Origin of the sequence: Paenibacillus sp. MZ04-78.2, from assembly GCF_024213375.1 — a bacterium.
Lineage (GTDB): Bacteria > Bacillota > Bacilli > Paenibacillales > NBRC-103111 > Paenibacillus_G.
On record NZ_JANAVJ010000003.1, the window covers coordinates 98138 to 119017 of the forward strand.

Here is a 20880-nt window from a genome sequence, read left to right on the forward strand (position 1 = left end):
TTAACAATCATACCACACCGGCCAATATCTGTTAACCCGTTTCTTTTAAAAAGCGGTACTGCGCTTGAATCAGTCCGTGATAAATACCTTGGTGGCGCATCAGTTCGTCATGATTGCCCTGCTCCATAATTCGTCCGTGATCCAATACGAGAATATGATCGGCATGACGAATCGTCGACAACCGATGGGCGATGATGAAGGATGTGCGTCCCGCCATCAGCGTCTTGAGCGCTTCTTGAATTTTCACCTCCGTCTCCGTATCGATGCTGGCCGTCGCCTCATCCAGAATAAGGATGCGCGGGTCTGCCAGAAGCGCCCGGGCGAACGAAAGCAGCTGGCGCTGTCCCATCGACAGCACGTTCCCTCTCTCCTGCACCTCGGTATCGTAGCCGTTCGGCAAATTCACGATAAACTCATGAGCGCGGACAGCCTTGGCTGCCGCTTCCACTTCCTCGTCGGTCGCATCCAGCCGCCCGAACCGGATGTTGTCACGAATCGTCCCGGAGAAAATGAACGTATCCTGAAGCACGATCCCGACCTGCGAACGCAAGCTTTGAATCGTTACATCGCGGATATCGTGGCCGTCGATGACAATGCTGCCGCCCGTTACATCATAAAAGCGGCATAGCAGGTTGATGATCGTGCTTTTGCCTGAACCGGTATGACCGACAAGCGCGATCGATTGACCCGCCTTCACATTCAGATCGATCCGCTGCAGCGCGTGCCGTCCGGGCTCGTATTCGAACTCCACCTGCCTGAAGTCGATATCTCCGCGAATCGTCGGCAGCGGTCGGGCTGACGGCTTCTCTGCCACATTTGGCTGCTCGTCGATAAATTCGAAAATCCGCTCCGACGAAGCCATCGCAATGAGCATCTGCGAATACATTTGGCCGAGCCGGTTGATCGGCTCCCAGAAGCTGCCAATGTAAGAGGCGAAAGCTACGAACAAGCCGACGGTCATTTCCCCGCTTTGAATCAAATAACCGCCAAGCAGAAACAAAATAAAGTAGCCGACTGCCGCGGTGACCTCAATGATCGGGTTAAACGACTGGTTCAAGGTCGATGCGCGGTTCCACGACTTATGGTTATCCTGATTCATTTGCTCGAAATAGGCGATGTTCTGCTTTTCCTGCGTGAACGCCTGCGTCACCTTGACGCCTTGGATGCATTCGTTCAGATGAGCGTTAATGCGCGACGTCTTCGTCTGGACGACCTGCCAGGCGCGGCGAATTTTTACGCGCAGCCGCGTCGAAATCAGAAACATGATCGGAACCGTGATAATAATCGCTGCTCCCAGCTTGACATTGTAAAATAACAGGATAATGATGATACCGATCAGTTGCACACAGTCGATCATCAGATTGACGGCGCCGTTTGTCAGCAAGTCTTGAAGCGAGTTTACATAGTTCGTCACGCGAACGAGAATCGAGCCGGCCGGACGTTTGTCAAAAAACCGGAACGACAGCCGCTGAATATGGCTGAACAAATCGTGGCGCAAATCGTAGATGATCCGCTGGCCAATCTCGTTCGTATACCGAATCCGGTAGTTGTTCGCGAGCCATTGAATGATATACAGCACGAACATAGCGCCTACGCAGAGTGCGAGCAGTTTGCCGTCCTTCTGCTTCAGCGCGTTGTCGATCGCAAAGGCGATCAGAAGCGGATTCAGCAGCTTCGTCAGAGCGCCGACGGCCATCATGATCAGAATGACGGGCGCCATCTGCTTCGCATACGGCTTCATATATTTACCGACGCGCTTGACTTGAACCCAATCAAACCCTTTGTCTAGCTCTTCGTCGTCTTGATAGACGAACCGGGATTTCAACAGTTCCTCGCCTTCGGGCTTCGAACCGCCGGATGAATGGTTCCGTTGTCCGCTCAATGTATATACCTCCTTACGTCAGCTTGAGAAGCAGCGGCCACTTCCGCCGTCGACTCGCTGCGCTGAGCCGGCTCTACGGTACCGGCAAAACCTGCCCTATCATGGACCGACCCCGCATCGGCATCGATATCCCCCGGCTGATCGGCAAATTGAATTTTGTACGTTTCGAGGTACGGCCCCTCCTGCTTCATAAGCTCGGCGTGGGTTCCTCTTTGCACGATGCGGCCTTGATCCAGCACCAAAATCTCATCCGCATGCTTCAGTGAAGAAATCCGGTGCGCGATAATAAACGTCGTGCGGCCTTTCATCACCTCTTCGAACCCTCGCTGAATTTCGTGCTCGGTTTCCATATCTACGGCGCTGGTAGCATCGTCGAGAATTAAAATTTTCGGATTTTTCAGCAGCGCCCGCGCAATCGCAATCCGCTGCTTTTGCCCACCGGATAGACCCAGGCCGCGTTCGCCGACGATCGTATCGTAGCCCATCGGCAGCTCCATGATGAAATCATGCGCTTTAGCCAGCTTCGCCGCCTGAACGACCTCTTCCATGGACACGTCGTCGACGCCGTAACCGATATTGCCTTTGATGCTGGAAGAAAACAGAAACGTCTCCTGAAATACAATCGCCATTTGACTGCGCAGGCTTTCCAGCGTGATGTCGCGAATATCCGTTCCATCAAGCGTAATCCGGCCTTCCTTCACATTGTAAGCCCGCAGCAGGAGCTGAATGACCGTCGATTTCCCGGAGCCTGTACCGCCTAGCAGGCCGATGACCGAACCCGCAGGCGCATCGAGATTGAATTCAGAGAGCGCCGGATGCTGATCCGTATACGCGAAGGTCACGTTGTCGAAACGGACGTAGCCCTGCACCCGGTCAGGCTGCAAGACGAGCGCATGTTCTTTATTTTTCACGTGTTCGTATTGATGCAGCACTTCGAGCAGCCGCTCGCCGGCCGCTTTCGATTGCGTAAAGTTGTTGATATGAAAGCCGATGCCCCACATCGGGCCGATAATATACCAGATCAAGCTGAAAAAGGCGACGAGCTCACCAAGGGAAATGCTTTCGTTCATCACCATCCAGCCGCCGACTCCGAGCAAAATGACCACGCTCAAGTTGGCGAACAGCTCCATCAGAGGAAAATATTTGGCCCAAATGCCTGCGGTCAACACGTTATTTTCCTTGTAGTTTTCGTTGCGTTCGGCAAATTTGTCGATCTCGTGGGGCTCTCTCGCGAACGATTTGACCGTCCGTACCCCGGTGATGTTTTCCTGCACGGAAGTCGTCATGTTGCTCATCGATTGACGGATCAACCGGAACGCCGGATGAATTTTTCCCTCGAACCGGATCGCCGTAAAGACGAGGAACGGCATGCAAATCATGGTGAGGAGCGTAAGCTGCCAATTGATCGACATCATCATGATTACGCCGAAAGCAAGCATCATAATCACGTTCAAAATTTGGACGAAGCCGAAGCCGATAAAATCCCGTACGGCCTGCAGATCGGCCGTGAGGCGCGACATCAAATCTCCCGTACGCGCTTTGTCGTAATACTGAAACGACAAATACTGCAGCTTCTGGTAAAGAGCAGCCCGCAGGTTGAATGCGGTTTGGTTGCCGAGCCGCGCACTGGTCACGCCGTGCAGAAACTGAAAGGTCGCCTTGACGATCATCACGCCGGCTACGAGAAGCGCCAAGTACGGGACGGTCGAGAACTGCCCTTTCGAAATCACTTCGTCGATCAAGTACCGAAGCAGATTCGGGTACACAAGTCCCAGCGCTGTTACCATCATCAAGCAAACGATAGAGGCATACAGAAACCTTCGTTCCGACCAGTAAAATTCCTTCAGCTGCTTAAATACTTCCATGGAGATCCTCCTTCTCCGGGCTTTGCTGCGAGAGCGTTTTCCGTTCTGCGCAAAGCCTCAGCCGATACATTTTTTTCTCATGGAATACGGCGGTAGGGCCGCAAAAGCAAAAATGGCTTTCGAAGCGGAATGATGGCTTCGAAAGCGTTTCAGCTATGAAAAGTAGTGTAGCATTATCCCCAAGGGGCGGCAAATACGGGTTGCCCCATAATCTTGATTTTCCAAGAATATTTCTTCAAATCGTCACAATATGGAAGCACAACGCTACTATTTCTCCCGAATAATACGAATTCGTTGAAATGTAAGCCCTTTCACAAAAACAAAAATCCGAGGCTGCCCACTAGCGGACAACCTCAGAATAAACCTTTTAGCACTGAACAAAAATGTGGCTCACTTCTCTAATTTCATCCAATAAAATCCAACAGCTTGCTGTGCTTCGCCTGAAGCTCGTTCAAATCGATCTTCATCTCAAGCGCCTCCAGCAGCCCTTCGCCGTGCTCCTCCAGCGCCTGCCGGAGTCTTGCCGCCAGCTCCTGCATCACGCTTCGCAACTGCTCCGCGTAAGCGTCCTCCAAGAAGGCCGCTTGCGCGTCCGCAAAGTGCGTCATCGGCGCGTTCAAGCGGGCTTCCAGCTCTCGGCGCAGCTCCGCTTTCCCGTCGCCTTCGAAGAAGTGCTTCGCATTTTTAAAGAAGCCTGCCAGCCACTTCGGCTGTACGTCTGCTGCCTCCAGTATCGCGTTTAGCTCCGGCGTTTTCAGCTTAAACGGCTCGAAGCCCGGGGCTTCAAAGGACGAAATTCCTCCGGTCCGGACGGCTTCCGACCAGTTTTTCGAGGCGTCGCCCGCCATACGGTTGATTTTGTTCTCGATCCGCAGCGTGGTTGCCAGCACCTCCTGGTTCAAGTCGAAGGACAGCATCCGTCGCAGATCCTCCCATGCGGACTGCATGACCGTTTTCGCATCGCGCCGGTCGTCGCGGAATACGGCCGGGTTGAAGGCCGTGTTGAACAGCTCGCCGAAGCGGTAGGACGTGCGTTGCTTAACATAGTACAACAGCTCTTGAATTTCCTTGGACAGCTCGCGGGCTTCCGCGTCCGTGTCGGAAGCGGCAAGCCGCTTCTGGGCTTCCGCAAGCGCTGTACGCAGCGCTTCAGCTTGGCGGCGGCGCTCCGAAGCGTCTGCCCGGGCGCTGTCCATCCAGCGCTGGAGCACATCGGCTGCACGGCGGATATCCGCATCGCCCGCCCGGACAGCCATCTCGGTCAGCTCCGCGAACGTAAAGCGGACGAACTCCCGCTCGAAGCGCAAGATGCCCGATTGCTCGACCGTCTCCCGGTCCTCTTGGATTTTCCCTTCGAGCGCATAGTAGCTCGACAACGGATAAATCCGCGGGTGCCGAATGCCATGCTGGAGCAGGTTCGTTTCAACGTGCTTGACGACCCCGTCCAGCTCTTCGGCGGAGGAAGCCAGGTCTGCCGCATTGACGATGAAAAACATTTTATCCAGTTCGAAGCTGTCTTTCACGCGTCCGAGCTGCAGCAAAAACTCTTTGTCCGCATGGGAAAACGCATGGTTATAGTATGTGACGAACAAAATCGCGTCGGCGTTCTTGATATAATCGAACGCTACGCCGGTATGACGCGCGTTAATGGAATCCGCTCCCGGCGTATCCACCAGAACGACGCCTTGCTCGGTGAGCGGGTTCGCATAGTACAGCTCGATCAGCTCGACGAAGCACGACTTGGCCTCGTCGGCAGCATAATGGCCAAACTCATCGGCCGTGACGCGCAGCTCCTGCCCCAGGTGCGGGCTCATCTCCGCCCAGCCTTTCTCGACGGCTTTCAGAAACGCGTAATGCGGCTTGCCCTTGCCCGGAACTTGATCGGTCGCAAGCTTATGAATCGCGGCCAGCGCCTTTTCCATCGAATTTACAGCTACGCCCAATACTTCCAACGAATAAAAAATATCGGAGCTCAACCGTTCCGGCGATTTCATTCGGACCTTGGCCGTGCCGTGCGGCCAGCCCTCTTCCGGGGCCGGCGGCATGATTTTATTGATCGCAGCGGTCGTCGGATTCGGCGATACCGGCAGTACCCGTTCGCCGATTAGTGCATTGGCGAACGACGATTTGCCTGCGCTGAACGCGCCGAAGAGCGCGATCGTGAAGCGGTTGTTCGCCAGCCGCTCCGCCTTCTCTTCGAGCGAGCGGCGGATGCTTTGCAGCGCCGCGGCGCCGGCCAGCTCCTGCGCGGCGGCGCCCAGGCGCGCGGCGGCCTCGCGCAGCCGCCGCCGGTGTCCGCCTGCGGCGAGCGCGTCCGCGCCGCCATCGGCGTCGCCGCGGCTCGCCCGCGGCGCGAGCCCCGCGCGGGACTCGCGTGACTCGCGCCCGGCGGGCGCCGCGGCCTGCGGCGCAGCCGCCGCTGCCGCAGGCGAGCCGAGCGCAGCCGCGGGCGCGGGCAGCGCGGGCGCAGCCGCTGCCGGCAGCTGCGCGAGCAGCGCTGCGCCGTAGGCGGCCTCGGCCTGCGCGAGGCGCTCCAGCTCGCGCAAGCCCGCGAGCCGCGCGTCGAGCTCGGCGAGCTGCGCGCGCAGCGCCGCGAGGCGCGGCTGCAGGGCGGCCGCCAGCGCCGCAAGCAGCTCATCGCTGACGGCGTACGCCTCCTTGCGGTACAAGCTTTTCGCTTCCGCGGCAAGTTGCTTCGAGTACGTCAACGTATACTCGTTTCCGAACACCGCGGCCTCGTTCACCTGACCGGCCAGCCAATCCGGCGTCAGCTCCACGTTGATCCGGTCTGCCGCCTCGGTAATGGCGCCAGCCGGCAGGCCGTGGCCTTCCAGCTTCGCTTTGACTGTCTGCTGCACGTGTCTGGCCACCTGCGTCTCCACTTGCGACGCAAAATCTTTATGCAGCGCCGCAAGCCGCTGCTCCCGTTCCGCCGCCGTCTTCGCAGCGGCGCCAAACCAGCCTACCTTGAAGCCGGGTCGGCGGCTTTCCAAATACGCGTGCGCGAAGTCCCGCGTCACGGCCGGAATGACGTTGGCGTTGTCCAATACCGCCGCCACGTCTTTGCGCACGGCTGCCTGCAGCTCCGCCGGCAGCGATTCCAGCCGCGCCAGTTCGGCGCGCGCCTCCGCATACTCCGTCTGGACGGCGTCCAGCTCTTCGCCGGAGGCAGCCAACTGCTCGCGCAGCGCTTCCTTCACCGGCTCATTGCGCTCGGCCATCTTCTCGGCGTGCGCCGCTGCCAGCGCCCGCGCCGACTTCTCAAGGCTAAGCCGCACAAGCGGCTGCCGCAGCTCGATCAACTGCCCGAGCAGCCCGTCCAGCTTGCTCCACTCGCTGGACGGATGATTCGGCACTTTTACCGACGTATAGACGATTCCGTCCGGCCGCACGCCCCAGCTGGCGAACGCTTCGCGCACGCCTTCCTGATATGTGGCGAACGACAGCTCCTGCTCCCGGTGCTTATCGATCATGTTCACGATCAAATAGAGCGGCTTGCCCCACTCCGTCATTTTTTTCGCAAACGCCAAATTGATTTCCGACTGCACATGGTTATAATCCATCACATAAAACACAACATCAGCCAAATGCAGCGCCGATTCCGTCGCCAGCTGATGCGCGTCGTCCGTCGAATCGATGCCCGGCGTATCCAGCAGCGCCGCATGCTCTCCCAGGAACGCGATCGGGTAACGGATTTCCACCGTTTCAATCGCTTCACCGTTACGGCAATACTCCGCCAATTCGTCCAACGGCACCGTTTCGGACCGCGGCTCGCTCATTCCTTGAGCCTGATCGCCTGCCTCGTCGCTGCGGTAAATGACCCTTGCCCCGGCTTCCCCGTTCACAATACTCACAATGTTGGCGCTCGTCGGAATCGGACTCGACGGCAGCAGCATATGACCGCACATCCGGTTGATCAGACTCGACTTCCCTGCCGAGAAGTGCCCGCAAAACGCCAAATAAAGCCGCTCGCTCTGCGCTTTCGCCAACAGCTGCCGCAGCTTCTTTCCGTGCTCTCCGTCTCCCGTTTGCTCTACCTTCGCAAGCAGCCCTTGAACGGCGGCAAGCATTTCATCCTGCGGTGTCCCGCCTTGCAGCCCCTCTTCGTTCCCTGTCTCTACTGACGTTGCTTCTGCTATAGTCAATTCGCTTTTCATCGTTTCTCCTGCCCCTGTTCTTCCTCTGTCTAAAAACTTAAACCAAGCGCTAACCATCTATCTTTTTATTTTCCGAGCAAAAAGAAAAAACCGAATCGCTTCGGTTTTTAGTGTACCATATTTTCCGTCTCCGGAATAAATATTTCGAAAACATCACGATGCTGCAAAATCGTAATGTCTTTATCCTTTACTTTCATCACGACAACTTCCGGACGCTGCTTCATGCGGTTCAAATAATTTTCCGGTACGCTGCCAGACTCCGTTACGACGACGCCTTCAACCTGCTTCTCTTCGTTTTCCTGCAAGGGAGTCTCAAGCACTCTCTCGTAAATATCCGAAAACAATTCAAAATCGCTGGTGTAGACAGATATGCATTTCATCTCTAATCCTATCCTTTCGTATTACGCCTCTTTAGTTTTTGCAGCTTTGACAGCTGCTTTCGCTTTTGGTATAGGCTTCCTATTCGAGTTCGATTTCATTCGTTTTTTACCTTCTCGGCAAAGATCGATCAGCGGACAAACCTCGCATTTGGGGTTTTGCGCTTTACAGTGATAGCGTCCAAAAAAAATGAGCCGGTGATGCGTCTGCGTCCACTCTTCGCGCGGCACCCGTTTCATCAGCTTTTTTTCCACTTCAAGCACCGAATCGTTAACCCCGGCAAGCCCGAGCCGCTTGGATACACGTTCCACATGCGTATCAACAGCTATAGCAGGCACGTCAAAGGCATTGGAAACGACAACGTTGGCCGTTTTTCGTCCGACGCCCGGCAATTCCACCAGCTTCTCGTGTTCGCGGGGAACTTCCCCGTTATACTTGTCCAAAAGCATTGCGCACAAAGCCTGAATGTTCTTGGCTTTGTTCCGGAACAAACCGATCCGCCGAATATCCTGCTCCAGCTCTTCGAGCGGCACGGCCAAATAGTCTTCCGGCCTCTTGTACTTCTGAAACAATGTGGCGGTAACTTTGTTGACCGTCTCGTCCGTACATTGGGCCGACAACAGGACGGCGATCGTCAGCTCGAAAGCATTCGAGTGGTTAAGCTCGCAATGGGCATCCGGGAACATCTCGGCAATCGTATCCAGTATGGTTCTCGCTTGCGTCTGATTCATGCTCCCTGTCCTTTCTTTCGCCTGTTTCTTACAGTTTACCGAAACGCGGCAGGCGAATCAATGACTAATGCCGACAAAATGCGAACTTTTTACGAAAAAAAACCGCCTAATGCAGCAAGAAGTTCTCACTACACAGACGGCTCAAACCGGATAAAAGTTTCAAATAAACCGATCAGGGCTTTTCAATTTCGAAAATTTTATCGTCAATCACGTAAACCATCACTTCTTCGTTCTCCATAAACGTACTTGGGGCAACCGTTTGCGTGCCTTTGTGCAAATACGCTTTAGCAAACAAATTGTATGATGTCTTATCGTTATTCGTCGTCGCCTTCAGAAGCAATTGATTGAGCACCGTATCGTAAGAGGATACCGTCCGCTTGGTCGCGGTCGCCACTTGAATAATCGCTTTGTCTTTCGCGTCCCGGATAATCTCCACCCGGTCATTTTGCTTGATCGTATTCAACGCGGCGGACGTATTGGCATTTTGCCTGATTGTGAACTGCTGGCCGACCGTGATCACCTGGATGTTGCCTTGGAAATCCTGAATGGTCAACGTGCCCGCCGCTACGTCCACATTCGTTACTTTGCCTCGAACCGAATTCAGCAATTGAAGATTGTCGAGCTTGGTACCGCTAAAGCTGGCTTTGACGTACTCGTCTATCAAAATATCCGAGAAGGCGCGGGATTGCTTGCCCGGGTTAATAATTTGATCGTTTTTCTCAACTTTGAACGTCAACTGCGAACCTGTCTCATCCTTGGCGGTAACTTGGTTCGTGCTAGGATTGGTGACCAATACCTTGTACACGCCTGTTTTCTTAGCCATCAGGTTTGTTACGATATCCTGATTCCCTGTGAGCGTTACACGGATCGCATCGCCGACTTTCAGGTCCGAAATGGTGCCGTTCGTTTTGTTAAACATTTCCACAGGCGCGCCGTAATTGACTTTGAACGTTATGTTCTGCCCTCCGGCGGTACGAATAGTCAAGTCGTTTGTAATATTGCTCGTATTGATTTGACCGATCGTGCCTTCCACATTCATCGTCGTTTCAATCTGAACGATTTTATCTTTGGAGACCTTCAAGTCCACTCTTTTTCTGTCGTTGCCGTTGCCGCTGCCTACGAACGAACTCTGGAAGTTGGATTGCTGTATCGGACCTCCCATATAGCGGATGTTCGTATTGTCCGTCAGCCGGTATGCCCCAACCCCGTCACTCTCGGTTTTGATCGTCACCACTTTGGAATTGGCGTCATAACTAAGGATCTCAGCGTAGATGAATTGCTTGGCCGAACGGCTGGTAACGGAAACTTTAACGATTTTATCGTTGATCAAATCCATCTTCAATTGATCGCCGGCTTCGATGTCGAACAGACTCGGGTTCGTCAACCCGTCAATCGAAATGATCGCATTGTCCGCGATATGATAGGCGCCGAGCGAGCCGCCTGCTTTATTAATCGTCAAGATCCGTTTGTCACTGCTTAAGCTTGCCATCGTTCCTTCAACGGATTGGCTGAAATCAGCCGGCTTTTTGATGGTAACGACTTGAAGCTCGTTCGCTTTCACCTCGTAGCTGACCGCATCGCCGACGCGCAGCTTCGAGAGGTCGGCCATCGAGCCGTCCTGCAGCTTCACGGCCGTACGCGTTGTAAGTGCGAACGATTCGTTTAGCCCAGTCCCCTGCTCCAGGAACGTCACTTGGTTTTGTTCTTTATTGAGACTAAGCACCGTACCTTCAGACGATTTGCTGAGAGGCGTCTGCTTAAGTACGATTTGCGAGATTTTCGACTCTTTGAGCAGCGTATTCCGCTTCAATTCGACGATGCTCCCGGGCGTTAAAGAGCTCAAGCTCAAGCCGCGGCCGTCTTTATCCGTCACCGTGACGGTCGAGAACAAATCATAGAGCTCGCTCTTTCCGTTCCGCTGAATCGAGGCTATCATCCGGTCCGTGAATACTTCCGTCAGCGTTCCTTCGTAGGTTTCCATTTTCTGTTGCTCGTTGGTGAGTTCTATGTAAAGTGCCGCACCTTGATTTTGCACCAGGTACACTTCGTTTGTGAGCTTAATGTTGGACAGTGAAATCCGGCTGTCATCTTTGCCGCTATAGAGGGCCGTATCGGAAGAAAGCGTATATTCCGTCGTTTGCCCATTGTCATTCATCAGGCTGATTTTGCGGTCCTTCAGCTCCATCACATACCCGGTAACGACCCGGGAGGAGCGGGAACTCGATTCTTTATCCGCACGACTTAGGAACGTCGCCATTTGGGCGCGGGTAACCTTATTCTTCGGCTTAAAGCTGTTATCCTCAAAGCCTTGTACGATCTTAAGCGATACCGCCGCGTTGATATAACCGGCCGCCCACGACGAGAAATCCTTACTGTCCGTAAATGACGAAGAAGATTGCGTCTGCTGATTGACCAGATCCTGTTTGCCAATGGCGCGGATGACCAGCTTGGCCACCCATTCGCGGGACGCTTCCTTAGCTCCCCAAGCCGTTTTGGCGTTCGTGCCGTTTGCTGTTTCCTCTTGAATATTAATTAAGCCGCGATCGATCGCATAAGCAACATACGGCTTGAAGAAATTATCTACACTGAAGGGCAGCGACGTTCCCGCCTTGCTCCTCATTACTTCCGATTCGAGCCCCATAAACCGCAGCGCCATCACGATGACTTCCTGCTGAGATACGGAATTTTCCGGTCGATATTCCCCTTTTTCATATCCCTCAATCACCCCGAGAGAAGCCAGCTTGGCGACATGCTTGACCGCCCAGTGCTGGTCCCCGACGTCGGTAAAGCGCTGTGAATTTACGGAGTTTCGCGTCGAAGTATTGCTTTTGGTTTCAGCCGCGGCGGCGAAGACCGGACTTCCGAATGCCAGCGACAGCGCCAAAACGGCTGCCGCCAATCTGCGTGCTTGTCTTGAATTGATGCTTTTCATGAAATAGCTCCTCTCGATCGACTTATGTCAGTTCATGATGTACGTTTAACTTTGGCTCCGTTTGATCGGATGCGGCAGATCCATATGTCCCATCAAGCTTTCGACCTGCTTTCCGTCAACCAGCACTTCAATGGATTTGATTTCGGAAAACTGGAACATCGTCTTTTGCAGCGCATCCAACAGCATTCCTTCCCCGCCGGAACCCAGCCTTCCTTCATCCGCAATGGACACGTCCAGGTTCAGCTGGCCGTCTTTCAACCCGACGCTTTTGTACGTAAACCCTTTAAATAAAGGAATGGTATTGCCGTCAGGGCTTTTCTTCAACTGGTTAAGCGCCGCCAGATATTTGTCCTGATCTTGCTTGATACTGATCGTCACATCTTTTTGAACCAGTTTCTCAAGCTGAGCATCGCTGTAATACGTTTTGATCTTTAACTCCTTTTTTTCCGGGTCCGGCTTCGGGGCCGACGTCTCCGGCGGAGTGATCGTTTTGTCTCCCCCCGTTCCGGGCTGCGCAGCTTGTTCGGTCTTGGAGGGCGGTGTTTCTGCGGTGCCTTGTAACGGCGCTTTGCTCGTTCCGCAGCCTGCCAGCAGCAGGGCCGCGATTGCTGCAGCCGCCATTCCTTTTTGCCATGTCTTATGCATCGTCACCCACTCCTTACTCAAGATTCAACTGCTTCTTGATGGCAGCCACGATGGATGCGGCGACCTTGCTTTGAAAAGCATCCTGATACATCAGTTCCTCTTCCGATTGATTCGTCAAGAAGCCGATCTCCAGCAATACAGCCGGCATCGTTGAGTTCTTAATAACAACAAAACGTTCCTGCTTCACTTTGCGGTCCGGAAAACCTGTAGCCTCGACCAGATACATATGCATCAGCTTGGCAAAATCGAGACTTTGTTCCGTCCAATAATACGTTTCGGTCCCGCCGACGGTTTCTTTTCCTGCGGAATTGGCATGAATCGAGACGAACAAATCGGCGTCGGCGTTATTCGCAAGGTTCGGGCGTTCTTCCAGTTCGATGAACGTATCGTCCGAGCGGGTCATCGTCACTTCGATTTTTGGTTCTTTCTCCAGCAGTGCCGCCACTTTCTGGCCAAGCGACAGGACAAAATCTTTCTCGTGTCGCTTAATCAGCGAGCTGGCCCCGTTATCCTTGCCGCCGTGTCCGGGGTCGATGAAGACCCGGTAGCGGGTTTTACCGAAAGATATTTTCCCGGTAATTTCCCCGTTTTGCTGCACGGAGGCCAAGCGAAACTCCCCCTTCTGCGGCAAATCTAATACTATTCTAACGATAGATGCTTCTTTTGAAAATAGCGAATAACGAATTTGTGTGACAAATTCGCTCTTATCCGGCAAAGTTCCTTCGCCTTGCAGGTTGAGCTTGGCCATGAGCGCCGGGTCAAGCTGCGCATTAGGCAGGTCGAGGACAACCCGGTCCGGATTGGCCAAACGGAACATGCTAGGCTTTCTGGCGCAATCCGACGTTTTGATCGTCAACGTATCGCCTTGCAGCGAAATAGCCTGTACGGTAACCAAGCCGTTCGTCGCTCTCTTGTCGCCAGCCGTTTCCAGCTTGCCCGCGACCGGCGGCTGCGTCCCATTCGTTGTCTGCTGGGCCCCGTATCCCGGCTGTTCGACTCCGTTTGTCGCCCCTTGCGCAGCTCCGTTCGGAGCTTGGGCGCTGCCCGCCGTCTTTTGCGTACTGCCGTTCGCCGGCTCGGCGCCTCCGTTGGCCGTCTGCGTAACGCCGCTTGTCGGCTGATTGCCTCCGTTGGCCGCTTGCGTGCCGCCATTCGCTGCCTGTTGGATTCCTCCGGCTGCTGATGCACCGCCGCCACTAGTCGACTGCATGCCCCCGGAAGCGGGGACGCAGGCCAGCAGTTGCCCGGAACCGCTTTTCCCCGGCGATGTCTTCCCCGCTGGCGAGGTGCCTCCCGGCAACGGCGAAGCGCCGTTTTCCTTTCCAGTGTTCTTTCCACTGTCAGGTTTATCTCCTGCTTTCACCGTATTGCCCGGCTCTAACGAGGAAGCGGGCTTGCCGTCGGCCGGCACGCTGCCGGTTTCTTTTTCGCCGGGCTTCTCCGTTTTCGAAGGCGTTTTATCGTCTTTGCCCTTTTCCGTCGTGGACAAATTGACCGACTTGTTGCGTTCGTCCCAGGATACTTTTACCCCTAGCTGCTCGCTTACGAATCGTACAGGCAGCATCGTACTCCCTTCGATGATCGTAGGCGCCGCCTCAAGCTGAAACGGTTTTCCTCCTACCTTTGCATTCTTTTTGTCGATAAACAACTGTATATTGGTTTCGTCTTTAACTACCGTAACCTTTCGCTGCTTCTCGTCCCATGTAACCTTGGAACCGAGCTCTTCCACAATGATACGAACGGGCACGATCACATTCCCGCCCACGTTACGCGGAGCAACTTCCGGTGCGAGTTTTTTTCCGTTTAAAACCAACTGAATTGGCGGTGCGGGCGGCTTAGACGACTTCGGCGTAGGTGACTTGGACGGAGCGGCAGCCGAGCCTACGGCCGGCAGCAATAGGAGCGACGCGATCGACAGGGTGAAGCAGGCCGTTAAAAATTTCATTTTGCACCTCTAAATCTTGTGATTTTTTACTTTATGTAGAAAGCTGGAAGTGACTTTAACTTCCAACCGATAAAAAGAATACTGTGGCGAAAACTACCAATATATTAGACTAAATTCTATCAAAAAAGTTGCACCTTCGGCAAATTTCGTAGAATTCGCGAGTAAATAACGAAAAAACCGAAGGCTAGTCGCCTTCGGCTTCGGTTCTCCATGATTTTCAGGCAATTTGAGCTTGCGATGACTGCTTGAGGAGCTCGCGGAACTGGTCTCCGGAAAGCACTTCTTCGGCAATCAAAATGTCAAGCGATTGTTCGAATACGGTTCTGTGGCTTTCCAGCATGTGCCGGGTCGCTTCCGTCAACTCTTCTAAAATCGCGGCATTTTCCTTCATCAGCTCCTGCTTCGTGACCATCTCGCGGTCCATGATGCCGAGCCTTGTAAGCCCCGAATCCATCATCGTACGCACCATATTCAGCGCCTGCTCGAAATCGTTTCGCGAGCCGGTACTACGTCCGCCGTAGAACATTTCCTCCGCCACGGCTCCGCCGAGCGCGATCATAATTTGCTGCTCAATCTCCGCTTTCGTGTACAAATACTGGTCCTGCTGCGGATTATGACGCACAAAACCGAGCGCTTTCCCGCGAGGGCTGAGCGAAACTTGAGAGACCGAGCCCGGCCTCACCAGCTCCGCGGCGATAGCATGTCCGAGCTCATGGAGCGCAACGCGTTCCCGCTCTTCTTTATTCGCTTCGCGGTCCGTCTTCTCACCGAGCATGACTTTATCGACCGCCAGCGACAAGTGCTGCTGTCCGATCACATCCGATTCGCCCCGCATGGCATAAATCGCCGCTTCGTTCATGACGCTTTCCAGCTGTGCGCCGGAGAAATGGAACGTTTCCCTTGCGATGGCTTCCAGATCGATCCCTTCAGCCAGCGGCTTGTTTTTGGCATGAATGTTCAAGATGTGCAGGCGGCCCTTCTTGTCCGGCAAATCGACTTCGATATGACGGTCGAACCGTCCCGGACGCAGCAGCGCGCCGTCCAGCATTTCCTTGCGGTTCGTGGCTGCAACGATCAGTACGCGGGGCGTGTCGCTCGTATGAATCCCGTCCATCTCGGTGAGCAGCTGGTTCAGCGTCTGGTCATACTCCCGATGCTGACCGCCGTCCCGTTTGCCGCCGATCACGTCAATCTCATCGATAAATATAATAGCGCTCTCCTTATTCTCCTTCGCGGCGCGCGAGCGGGCTTCCTTGAACAAGTCGCGGATACGGCTCGCCCCGACACCGACATACATTTCAACGAACTCACTGCCGGCTGCCGCCAGAAACACGGAGTTCGTGTAATGCGCGGCAGCCTTTGCCATCAGCGTTTTCCCGGTTCCCGGAGGACCCGTCAGCAGAATGCCCTTCAACGGACGAATGCCGAGCTTTTTAATATCCTCATAACGGATCAGAAAATCAAGCGCCTCTTTCAGCTCGCCCTTTGCCCGATCCTGTCCGCCGATATCGTCGAACGTCAGAAATCCCTGCGTTTTGCCGCGCGCTTTGCGATCCGAGCCTACGTTCAGCCCCCCGCGGGCGCGGGCCATATACAAAAAGGTACCCAAAATCGCGGCCATAAATACGATAGGAAACAGATTAACTCCGATATAAAGCAGGAAAATAACAAGAACCGGGATAAAGCCGAGCAAAATCTCTTTCCCGTACTTACTCATTCGGCCACACCCCCAATTTGGCAGGCGTTCTCGGCAGCATGACGTATTTGCTTGTCGTACCGTCCGATAGCGTGACGTACACATATTTATCGTCCATCTCGGTGGACGCTTTAATCCCATCGCCGCCCTGAGCCTGCAGCGTTTTCGGGATTTGCGCATACTGCTTCGTTTCCATGGCCTGAGCCACCTCGAACAAAGCGGAAGACCACCATTGCTCCAACTTCGGTGACGGATCGTTCACGATTTTGAGCTTCAATTCCTTGGCGCCAAGCGTCGAACGACCATCGGTTTGGATCTTGCTATATACTTCACGCAGGTTCGTACCCGGTGCGAGTTTCAATTCCATCCGGGCATCCGGCCCGCTTAAGTCCATAGAAACCAGCTCAACCCCGGAAATGCCGGAGACGACCTTCTGCAGCGGACTTTCCATCGCCAATGTCCGGTAAGCAAAATAGCCGCCGAACAGCAACGTTGCCGACACAAGAACACTCAATACGACAGGCAAGAGACGTAACTTCATATGCTATACGTCCCCCTTTCTATAAATTCATGTGAAAAAGCTTCTAACGAAGTTTCCCATCTATACGTTTTAGCCATACCGATAGTATAGCATATCGTATATTACGAATGTGGATGCAATGTGTGGCAATTGAATGAGTGGCGGCGCTCGGCCACACGGCCCGCTGGAACTCTGCTTGCAAGTTCGCGAAAAATAGCCGCGGAAAATGCCTCTTCATTCGGCGTTTCCCGCGGCGGGCTTCAGCGTTTGATCGCCGGTTGGCGCTATTGGATGGTCAAGCGCAGCGTATCGATCGCTTGACCGTCTTTAAAAGTGTAATAATCGTAAAAATGCTGTTCGATCTTGCCCTCCGGCTGCAGCTTATAGAATACCTCCCAGACCAACTGGCCGCTGCGGATTCCCGGAGTCGTCCGAAGCACCTTCGCTTCCGGATGCGCCGTTCTCACTTTCGCTTCAGCCTGCGCCGCATCGATTCCCGAACTGCCCATTTCCGTATGCATCTCGTCCTGACCTACCCATACATAAATCGGTTGGCCGATTTTATCTTCCCCGGTGATGACCGTATAAGATTTCTCTGCAACGAACCGTTCGACCTTCATCGCTTTGGTCAATATCGTCTTCTCGTAAGCGGCAAGGATGGCAGCGCGCTGCTCTGTCCATTCCTTATCCATAATCGAATTAAAAGCCATGATCATCCCGGTCACAATCACAACTGCCGCGGTCCCGGCAATGATCGTGATCTTCCATGCTTTACGCACCGGCGGCCTCCTTTCTGCCTGGTTGTGCTGGGACGGTTAGAGTGCCGTCAAACGCTCGAAGCTTTGCTGCGCCTCGAATTTGACCTTCTCTTCGTCTATGGTCAGGCATTCGCCTTTTCGGACAACCCAACGTCCGTCGATGCAGACGTCCGTCACATCCTTGGATACGGCGGAATACACGACATGCGAGATGAAATTCGTTCGCGGGTAAAAATGCGGCTGATCGATATCAAGCGCGATAAAGTCGGCCTTCATTCCTTGCTGAAGCGCTCCGACGTCGTTTAGCCAGATCGAACGGGCGCCGTCCAGCGTACCAAGCTTTAAAGCCTCCGAAGCGGATACCGCAACCGGATCGCCGGATACGCCTTTATGAATCAGAGCGGCCAGCCGTACCTCTTCGAGCATGTCCAGATTATTATTGCTGGCGGCTCCGTCCGTTCCCAAGGACACAAGTACGCCCGCTTTGAGCAGCTCCGGCACGCGTGCTACGCCGCTGGCCAGCTTCAGGTTGCTGCCGGGGTTGTGCGAAATACGCACGTCGTACCGCTTCAGCACTTCAATCTCTTCATCCGTCAGATGTACGCCATGCGCTACGAGAGTCGGACAGGTAAACACGCCGAGCTTCTCCAAATGCGCTACCGGACGCAATCCGTATTGATCGACATTTTCCTGCACTTCCCTGGCCGTCTCCGACATGTGGGTGTGGATCGGCAAATTCAAATCGTGAGCCGCCTGCACGATACGTTCAATATAATCCGGAGGGCAGGTGTAAGGAGAATGCGGCGACATCATGGTCGTGATGCGGCCTTCCGCTTGGCCGTGCCAATCTTTTGCAAAAGCAATCGCCTCGACCAGCTTCGCGTCCTGTACCTCCCGCGAGCACAGCCCGATCACGCCGCGCGTCAGGCAGGCGCGGATACCGCTCTCGACCGCTGCATTCGCGACTTCGTTCATATGATCGTACATATCGACGAAGGTCGTCGTTCCGCCTTTCAGCATTTCCAGCACGGACAAACGGGTGCCTGCACGTACATCCTGCGCCGTGAACTTGCCTTCCATCGGCCACATTTTCTCCTGCAGCCAGACTTGAAGCGCCATATCGTCGCCGTAACCGCGAAGCAGCGACATCGCGGCATGCCCGTGCGTATTGACGAGCCCCGGCATGAACAGCTTGCCCGAGCCGTCGATACGCTCGTCGTATGAGCTGGCAGGAAGCGGCGCCTGTTCTCCGATATATGTAATGCGATTTCCTTCAATGACCATGCACCCTTGGATAATTGGCGCCTCTTCATTCATCGTTAGAAACGTTCCGTTTTCGATTATTGTTTTCTTCACCGGACACAATCCCTCCCAAATACAAATACAATCTCGTTTTCAATGTACACCCTGCGGAGGACAAAAATCAAGCTGTCCATACCCACCGGGGTAATTCGCTCACATAGTAAAAGATTCATGAACATATTGTTAAATGGATAAACTAAGAATTGCATTCCGTTGTTTGATTATGTTATTTTTAATTTTGTGTGAATTGGCGCATTTTTTCTACATATTTCTCGCTATTTATTTTAATTTCTTGTAAATCTTCAATTACTTGGGAGGCCAAAACTGTATGTTGTTTACAAAAAAGAATGACACCGATTTTCTGCTGCTGCTCATTAAAGCGTCGGAAAATACACTTGACGCCGCGCAGATGTTTCGGAACGCCGTCATGGGTAACGAGCCGCCGGCTACGTTTTATCCGCAGCTGAAAGAGCTCGAAAACAAAGGAGACCAAATCACACACCAGATCTTCAAAGGATTGAACAAAGTGTTCATCACGCCGCTGGACCGGGAAGATATTCTGGAGCTGGCCTCCAAAGTGGATGACGTGCTCGACGGGATCGAAGCCACGATTGCCCGTTTCGATTACTTGAACATAACCGAATCGGATAAATATATGAAAGAATTTTCCGCCGTGCTCGTTGCAGGCTGTCAGCATATTTTGGACGCTTTCAAGCTGCTGTCCAAGAAAAAGTATATGCAAATCACCGAGCATACCGTGCAGATTAACAGCTTGGAAAATGAAGCGGACCGCCTGATGAGAGAAGGCATTCGCGAAATTTTCACCCACCCTAAAGATCCTTATCACGATTTTAAATTGAAAGAGCTTTACGAGCGCCTGGAGCAAACGACCGACGCATGCGAAGACGTAGCCAACATCTTGGATAGCGTAGTCCTGCGGTATTCTTAACAGGACCGTCTTACAATTCGGAACATGGGTAAGACTCAGCATGCTTAGGAGGAAACTATGTTAACCACTATCATTATCATCGTAGCACTGGCGCTCCTCTTCGATTTTATTAACGGTTTCCATGATACGGCCAACGCTATCGCTACGTCGATTTCAACTCGGGCGTTATCGCCCCGTTTTGCCGTATTTTACGCCGCGATACTGAATTTTATCGGTGCGGTTTTTTCCTCGGAGGTTGCCAAAACGGTCGGAGGCAAGGTCGCCAATCCCGCTACGATCGATAACGGCGTCTACATCGTTATTGCAGCGCTGTTGTCCGCCATTATCTGGAACCTGCTGACTTGGTACTATGGTATTCCTTCGTCTTCCTCCCATACGTTGATCGGTTCTCTCGCCGGAGCGGTCATTGCAGGTGCGGGAGTCGGAGCGCTTAATTGGTCCGGACTTAAAGAAATCGTGCTGATTCTTGTTCTTTCGCCGATTATCGCCTTCGCAACGGGGTTTGTCATTATGTGGATCATTCGCAAGCTTATCCTGGTTAGCGGCAACCAATCCCGCTCGAAGATGAATCGTACCTTCAAGGGCTTCCAAGTACTCTCTGCAGGCCTGTTGTCTTTCTCCCACGGAGGTAACGACGCGCAAAAAGCTATGGGGATCATCGTCTTCGGTCTCGTCACGTTAGGGTATCAAAATAATTTGGATGTGCCGATGTGGGTTAAGATATCGGCCGCGACGGCTATGGGACTTGGAACCTCGATCGGCGGCTGGAGAATTATCAAGACAATGAGCAAAAAGCTGCTAAAAATCGAACCGATTAACGGCTTTGCCTCGGACTTGAACTCGTCTATCGTGATTCAGACATCTACACATCTCGGCATGCCGTTATCGACAACGCATGTCATTTCGTCTTCCATCATCGGAACGGGCTCCGTGATGCGGTTTCACGATGTGAAATGGGGAACGGTCACCCGCATGGTCATGACGTGGGTCATTACCATTCCGATTAGTATGGTTCTTGCTTTTGTTATTTATAAAATTATGTTCGCGCTTGTTGCGTAATTGCGTAAGAATGGACAGGCCCAGGCAATACGGCAAATAAAAAAAGGATAGAGCTTCAGAA

Annotated in this window: 14 protein-coding genes; 2 read left to right on the top strand and 12 right to left on the bottom strand. The window is 53.6% G+C overall.

Going from position 1 to position 20880, the window contains the following annotated elements:
- Positions 1 to 31 precede the first annotated feature (31 nt).
- The 12 genes from NLX71_RS03565 to NLX71_RS03620 all read right to left on the bottom strand — a co-directional run bounded on the left by NLX71_RS03565 (position 32) and on the right by NLX71_RS03620 (position 18865).
- The gene (locus NLX71_RS03565) at positions 32 to 1882 is read right to left on the bottom strand and encodes an ABC transporter ATP-binding protein (RefSeq protein ID WP_375377885.1); all 1851 of its coding nucleotides are present in this window, start codon (positions 1880 to 1882) and stop codon (positions 32 to 34) included.
- A complete protein-coding gene (locus tag NLX71_RS03570) occupies positions 1879 to 3747 on the bottom strand; it encodes an ABC transporter ATP-binding protein (protein WP_254362119.1) in 1869 nt (622 codons plus the stop codon). The genes NLX71_RS03565 and NLX71_RS03570 overlap by 4 nt, the downstream gene beginning before the upstream one ends.
- A 404-nt stretch (positions 3748 to 4151) precedes the next feature.
- The gene (locus tag NLX71_RS03575) at positions 4152 to 7904 is read right to left on the bottom strand and encodes a dynamin family protein (protein WP_254362120.1); all 3753 of its coding nucleotides are present in this window, start codon (positions 7902 to 7904) and stop codon (positions 4152 to 4154) included.
- Positions 7905 to 8011: 107 nt separating this feature from the next.
- On the bottom strand, positions 8012 to 8284 hold the full coding sequence (locus tag NLX71_RS03580) for an NAD/NADP transhydrogenase alpha subunit (protein ID WP_254362121.1): 273 nt from the start codon (positions 8282 to 8284) through the stop codon (positions 8012 to 8014).
- Between the two features lie 21 nt (positions 8285 to 8305).
- Entirely contained in the window at positions 8306 to 9013 is a 708-nt protein-coding gene (nth, locus tag NLX71_RS03585; protein WP_025846284.1) for an endonuclease III, read from the bottom strand.
- A 172-nt stretch (positions 9014 to 9185) separates the two neighbouring features.
- Complete coding sequence (locus NLX71_RS03590; RefSeq protein WP_254362122.1) at positions 9186 to 11945, bottom strand: S-layer homology domain-containing protein; 2760 nt, start codon at positions 11943 to 11945, stop codon at positions 9186 to 9188.
- A 45-nt stretch (positions 11946 to 11990) separates the two neighbouring features.
- Positions 11991 to 12590 carry a GerMN domain-containing protein gene (locus NLX71_RS03595; RefSeq protein ID WP_254362123.1) on the bottom strand — a complete coding sequence of 200 codons (600 nt, stop codon included), beginning with the start codon at positions 12588 to 12590 and terminating at the stop codon, positions 11991 to 11993.
- Between the two features lie 13 nt (positions 12591 to 12603).
- Positions 12604 to 14535, bottom strand: coding sequence for an N-acetylmuramoyl-L-alanine amidase family protein (locus NLX71_RS03600; RefSeq protein WP_254362124.1), 1932 nt, complete (start codon positions 14533 to 14535; stop codon positions 12604 to 12606).
- Between the two features lie 217 nt (positions 14536 to 14752).
- Complete coding sequence (locus NLX71_RS03605) at positions 14753 to 16252, bottom strand: AAA family ATPase (RefSeq protein ID WP_254362125.1); 1500 nt, start codon at positions 16250 to 16252, stop codon at positions 14753 to 14755.
- Positions 16245 to 16772, bottom strand: coding sequence for a hypothetical protein (locus NLX71_RS03610; RefSeq protein ID WP_254362126.1), 528 nt, complete (start codon positions 16770 to 16772; stop codon positions 16245 to 16247). The genes NLX71_RS03605 and NLX71_RS03610 overlap by 8 nt, the downstream gene beginning before the upstream one ends.
- 263 nt (positions 16773 to 17035) lie before the next feature.
- Positions 17036 to 17530: a cell wall elongation regulator TseB-like domain-containing protein gene (locus NLX71_RS03615; protein ID WP_254362127.1), complete on the bottom strand. Its 495-nt coding sequence runs from the start codon at positions 17528 to 17530 to the stop codon at positions 17036 to 17038.
- 36 nt (positions 17531 to 17566) lie between these two features.
- Entirely contained in the window at positions 17567 to 18865 is a 1299-nt protein-coding gene (locus tag NLX71_RS03620) for an amidohydrolase (RefSeq protein WP_254362128.1), read from the bottom strand.
- A gap of 274 nt (positions 18866 to 19139) precedes the next feature.
- Here NLX71_RS03620 and NLX71_RS03625 point away from each other — a divergent pair, with 274 nt between their 5' ends.
- Positions 19140 to 19760 carry a DUF47 domain-containing protein gene (locus tag NLX71_RS03625; RefSeq protein ID WP_254362129.1) on the top strand — a complete coding sequence of 207 codons (621 nt, stop codon included), beginning with the start codon at positions 19140 to 19142 and terminating at the stop codon, positions 19758 to 19760.
- 57 nt (positions 19761 to 19817) lie between these two features.
- Positions 19818 to 20819: an inorganic phosphate transporter gene (locus NLX71_RS03630; protein WP_254362130.1), complete on the top strand. Its 1002-nt coding sequence runs from the start codon at positions 19818 to 19820 to the stop codon at positions 20817 to 20819.
- Positions 20820 to 20880 lie beyond the last annotated feature (61 nt).